At 50.0% G+C, this 5,206-nt stretch carries 1 tRNA gene and 3 rRNA genes; all 4 read right to left on the bottom strand.

The annotated features are described in order from the left end of the window. Positions 1–5: 5 nt before the first annotated feature. The 4 genes from rrf to GMA06_RS08130 all read right to left on the bottom strand — a co-directional run bounded on the left by rrf (position 6) and on the right by GMA06_RS08130 (position 4,947). Positions 6–121, bottom strand: a 5S ribosomal RNA gene (gene rrf, locus GMA06_RS08115). Between the two features lie 86 nt (positions 122–207). Then, positions 208–3,125: ribosomal RNA gene (locus tag GMA06_RS08120) — 23S ribosomal RNA — on the bottom strand. 121 nt (positions 3,126–3,246) lie between these two features. Further along, a tRNA-Ala gene (locus tag GMA06_RS08125) sits at positions 3,247–3,319 on the bottom strand. A gap of 76 nt (positions 3,320–3,395) precedes the next feature. Then, positions 3,396–4,947 (bottom strand): 16S ribosomal RNA (locus GMA06_RS08130). Together the 16S, 23S and 5S rRNA genes with 1 tRNA gene alongside form the textbook arrangement of a ribosomal RNA operon. Between the last annotated feature and the right edge of the window lie 259 nt (positions 4,948–5,206).

Raw genomic sequence — 5,206 nt, forward strand, 5'->3', positions numbered from 1 at the left:
CAAAAGCGTGGCAACGTCCTACTCTCACAGGGGCAATGCCCCAACTACCCTCGGCGCTAAGAAGCTTAACTTCTGTGTTCGACATGGTGACAGGTGTGTCCTTCTTGCCATCATTACCACACTTTCTCGCTTTTAGAAAAGTTCTTTCAAACCTCTCACAACTGAATACATAGTCACTTACCCTTCCTTCTTACCACATCTGCTCTTTTGGTTAAGTCCTCGACCGATTAGTACTAGTCCGCTCCATGCCTCACAGCACTTCCACTCCTAGCCTATCTACCTGTTCGTCTCTCAGGGGTCTTACTCTTCTCAGATGGGAAATCTCATCTCGAGGGGGGCTTCACGCTTAGATGCTTTCAGCGTTTATCCCGTCCACACATAGCTACCCAGCGATGCCCTTGGCAGAACAACTGGTACACCAGCGGTGTGTCCATCCCGGTCCTCTCGTACTAAGGACAGCTCCTCTCAAATTTCCTACGCCCGCGACGGATAGGGACCGAACTGTCTCACGACGTTCTGAACCCAGCTCGCGTGCCGCTTTAATGGGCGAACAGCCCAACCCTTGGGACCGACTTCAGCCCCAGGATGCGACGAGCCGACATCGAGGTGCCAAACCTCCCCGTCGATGTGAACTCTTGGGGGAGATAAGCCTGTTATCCCCAGGGTAGCTTTTATCCGTTGAGCGATGGCCCTTCCATACGGTACCACCGGATCACTAAGCCCGACTTTCGTCCCTGCTCGACCTGTCCGTCTCGCAGTCAAGCTCCCTTCTGCCTTTACACTCTTCGAATGATTTCCAACCATTCTGAGGGAACCTTTGGGCGCCTCCGTTACTCTTTAGGAGGCGACCGCCCCAGTCAAACTGCCCATCTGACACTGTCTCCAGTCACGTCTTCATGACTCGGGTTAGAGGGTTCATGTCACAAGGGTAGTATCCCACCAGCGCCTCCTTGGAAACTGACGTCCCCACCTCTTAGGCTCCTACCTATCCTGTACATGTCACACAAACACTCAATATCAAACTGCAGTAAAGCTCCATGGGGTCTTTCCGTCCTGTCGCGGGTAACCTGCATCTTCACAGGTACTATAATTTCACCGAGCCTCTCGTTGAGACAGTGCCCAAATCGTTACGCCTTTCGTGCGGGTCGGAACTTACCCGACAAGGAATTTCGCTACCTTAGGACCGTTATAGTTACGGCCGCCGTTTACTGGGGCTTCAATTCATACCTTCGCTTGCGCTAAGCACTCCTCTTAACCTTCCAGCACCGGGCAGGCGTCAGCCCCTATACGTCATCTTTCGATTTTGCAGAGACCTGTGTTTTTGATAAACAGTCGCTTGGGCCTATTCACTGCGGCTGATGCTTCCATCAGCACCCCTTCTCCCGAAGTTACGGGGTCATTTTGCCGAGTTCCTTAACGAGAGTTCGCTCGCTCACCTTAGGATTCTCTCCTCAACTACCTGTGTCGGTTTGCGGTACGGGTTGTCACAGCCTCGCTAGAAGCTTTTCTTGGCAGTGTGATTGATAAGATAGACTCTACTCGTTTCCTTTCAAGCCCCCATCACAACTCATTCTTATAAAGACAAGCATTTTACTCATCTTCAAACTCGTTGCTTAGATCTCACTATTCCATCAGTGGACTCTTTCAACCTCCTGCGTCCCTCCATCACTCAATCAGTTGTGACAAGTACAGGAATATCAACCTGTTATCCATCGACTACGCCTATCGGCCTCGCCTTAGGTCCCGACTAACCCTGGGAGGACGAGCCTTCCCCAGGAAACCTTAGTTATTCGGTGGACGGGATTCTCACCCGTCTTTCGCTACTCATACCGGCATTCTCACTTCTAAACGCTCCACCACTCCTTACGGTATGGCTTCTTCGCCCTTAGAACGCTCTCCTACCACTGACGCTCTTCACGTCAATCCACAGCTTCGGTGGTCTGTTTAGCCCCGGTACATTTTCGGCGCAGGATCACTCGACTAGTGAGCTATTACGCACTCTTTAAATGGTGGCTGCTTCTAAGCCAACATCCTAGTTGTTTAAGCAATCCCACATCCTTTTCCACTTAACAGACACTTTGGGACCTTAGCTGGTGGTCTGGGCTGTTTCCCTTTCGACTACGGATCTTATCACTCGCAGTCTGACTCCCGTTTATAAATCTCTGGCATTCGGAGTTTATCTGAATTCGGTAACCCGAGATGGGCCCCTAGTCCAAACAGTGCTCTACCTCCAGGATTCTCACAACGAGGCTAGCCCTAAAGCTATTTCGGAGAGAACCAGCTATCTCCAAGTTCGATTGGAATTTCTCCGCTACCCACACCTCATCCAAGCACTTTTCAACGTGCCCTGGTTCGGTCCTCCAGTGTGTCTTACCACACCTTCAACCTGGACATGGGTAGGTCACTTGGTTTCGGGTCTACGACAACGTACTATCTCGCCCTATTCAGACTCGCTTTCGCTTCGGCTCCGTCTCTTCAACTTAACCTCGCACGCTATCGTAACTCGCCGGTCCATTCTACAAAAGGTACGCTATCACCCATAAACGGGCTCTAACTACTTGTAAGCACACGGTTTCAGGTTCTCTTTCACTCCCCTCCCGGGGTGCTTTTCACCTTTCCCTCACGGTACTTGTTCACTATCGGTCACTAGGGAGTATTTAGCCTTGCCAGATGGTCCTGGCGGATTCCAACGGGATTCCTCGTGTCCCGCCGTACTCAGGATGCTACTAGAGGCTCATTCCATTTCGACTACGAGGCTTTCACTCTCTTTGGCTGACGTTCCCACGCCATTCGTCTATAAAACTCACTCTCACATCGTAGTCCTACAACCCCAATCAGCATGCTGACTGGTTTGGGCTCCTTCCGTTTCGCTCGCCGCTACTCAGGAAATCGATTTTTCTTTCTCTTCCTGCAGGTAATGAGATGTTTCAGTTCCCTGCGTCTACCTTCTCATTAGCTATGTATTCACTAATGGATACTATCCCATCACGGATAGTGGGTTCCCCCATTCGGATATCTCTGGATCATTGCTTACTTACAGCTCCCCAAAGCATTTCGGTGTTCGTCCCGTCCTTCTTCGGCTCCTAGTGCCAAGGCATTCACCGTGCGCCCTTATTTACTTAACCTACCATACATTTCCTGTATGTTGCGATTCTCTTTTAAAAAACTCTTCTCGGTAAAATTTTCTTGGTTTGTTTTCTATGTATTCAGTTGTCAAAGGTCTTCTTCGAGTACTACCGTACTCTATGGAGAATAGCGGGATCGAACCGCTGACCTCCTGCGTGCAAAGCAGGCGCTCTCCCAGCTGAGCTAATCCCCCAACCTCTTGATTAGGTCTTTCAACCCTCTCAAAACTAAACAAGACGCCCCTGTTGTGCTTTCCTTCTTTTCCTTAGAAAGGAGGTGATCCAGCCGCACCTTCCGATACGGCTACCTTGTTACGACTTCACCCCAATCATCTATCCCACCTTAGACGGCTAGCTCCTTACGGTTACCCCACCGGCTTCGGGTGTTACAAACTCTCGTGGTGTGACGGGCGGTGTGTACAAGACCCGGGAACGTATTCACCGCAACGTGCTGATTTGCGATTACTAGCGATTCCGGCTTCATGTAGGCGAGTTGCAGCCTACAATCCGAACTGAGAACGGCTTTAAGAGATTCGCTTACCCTCGCGAGTTCGCTGCTCGTTGTACCGTCCATTGTAGCACGTGTGTAGCCCAAGTCATAAGGGGCATGATGATTTGACGTCATCCCCACCTTCCTCCGGTTTGTCACCGGCAGTCTGATTAGAGTGCCCAACTGAATGCTGGCAACTAATCATAAGGGTTGCGCTCGTTGCGGGACTTAACCCAACATCTCACGACACGAGCTGACGACAACCATGCACCACCTGTCACTTTGTCCCCAAAGGGAATTCTCTATCTCTAGAGTGGTCAAAGGATGTCAAGACTTGGTAAGGTTCTTCGCGTTGCTTCGAATTAAACCACATGCTCCACCGCTTGTGCGGGTCCCCGTCAATTCCTTTGAGTTTCAACCTTGCGGTCGTACTCCCCAGGCGGAGTGCTTAATGCGTTAACTACAGCACTGAAAGGTGGAAACCTCCCAACACTTAGCACTCATCGTTTACGGCGTGGACTACCAGGGTATCTAATCCTGTTTGCTCCCCACGCTTTCGAGACTCAGCGTCAGTTACAGACCAGAGAGTCGCCTTCGCCACTGGTGTTCCTCCATATATCTACGCATTCCACCGCTACACATGGAATTCCACTCTCCTCTTCTGCACTCAAGTCCCCCAGTTTCCAATGACCCTCCACGGTTGAGCCGTGGGCTTTCACATCAGACTTAAGGAACCGCCTGCTCTCGCTTTACGCCCAATAAATCCGGACAACGCTTGCCACCTACGTATTACCGCGGCTGCTGGCACGTAGTTAGCCGTGGCTTTCTGGTTAGATACCGTCAATCTCTTAGCAGTTACTCTAAAAGGTGTTCTTTTCTAACAACAGAGTTTTACGATCCGAAAACCTTCTTCACTCACGCGGCGTTGCTCGGTCAGACTTTCGTCCATTGCCGAAGATTCCCTACTGCTGCCTCCCGTAGGAGTTTGGGCCGTGTCTCAGTCCCAATGTGGCCGATCACCCTCTCAGGTCGGCTACGTATCATGGCCTTGGTGAGCCGTTACCTCACCAACTAGCTAATACGCCGCGGGTCCATCCATCAGCGACAGCTTACACCGTCTTTCCCTTGTGTATCATGCGATACACAAGCCTATTGGGTATTAGCAGTCGTTTCCGACTGTTATCCCTATCTGATGGGCAGGTTACCCACGTGTTACTCACCCGTCCGCCGCTAAACTTAGAAAATGCAAGCATCTTCTAAGCTCCGCTCGACTTGCATGTATTAGGCACGCCGCCAGCGTTTGTCCTGAGCCAGGATCAAACTCTCATTAAATATAAAAGTTTTTAAGCTCTTTTTTGCTGACTTATCTTTGGATGTTTCCATCCAGATTTATTGTTTTTGTTTTGACACATCCATTGGATGTTGTCCCTACACATTTGGTTTGTCTTTGTTTAGTTTTCAAAGGGCTGTGTCGACTGTTTCCAGTCGTTTTGTCGTCCCTTGCGACGACTTATACATCATACCAACACACCTTTTTTTTGTCAACACCTTTTTCAAACTTTTTTTCTTTTTTTTCAAACTTTTTTATTTC

This window comes from Granulicatella sp. zg-84, assembly GCF_010892375.1.
Classification (GTDB): domain Bacteria; phylum Bacillota; class Bacilli; order Lactobacillales; family Aerococcaceae; genus WM01.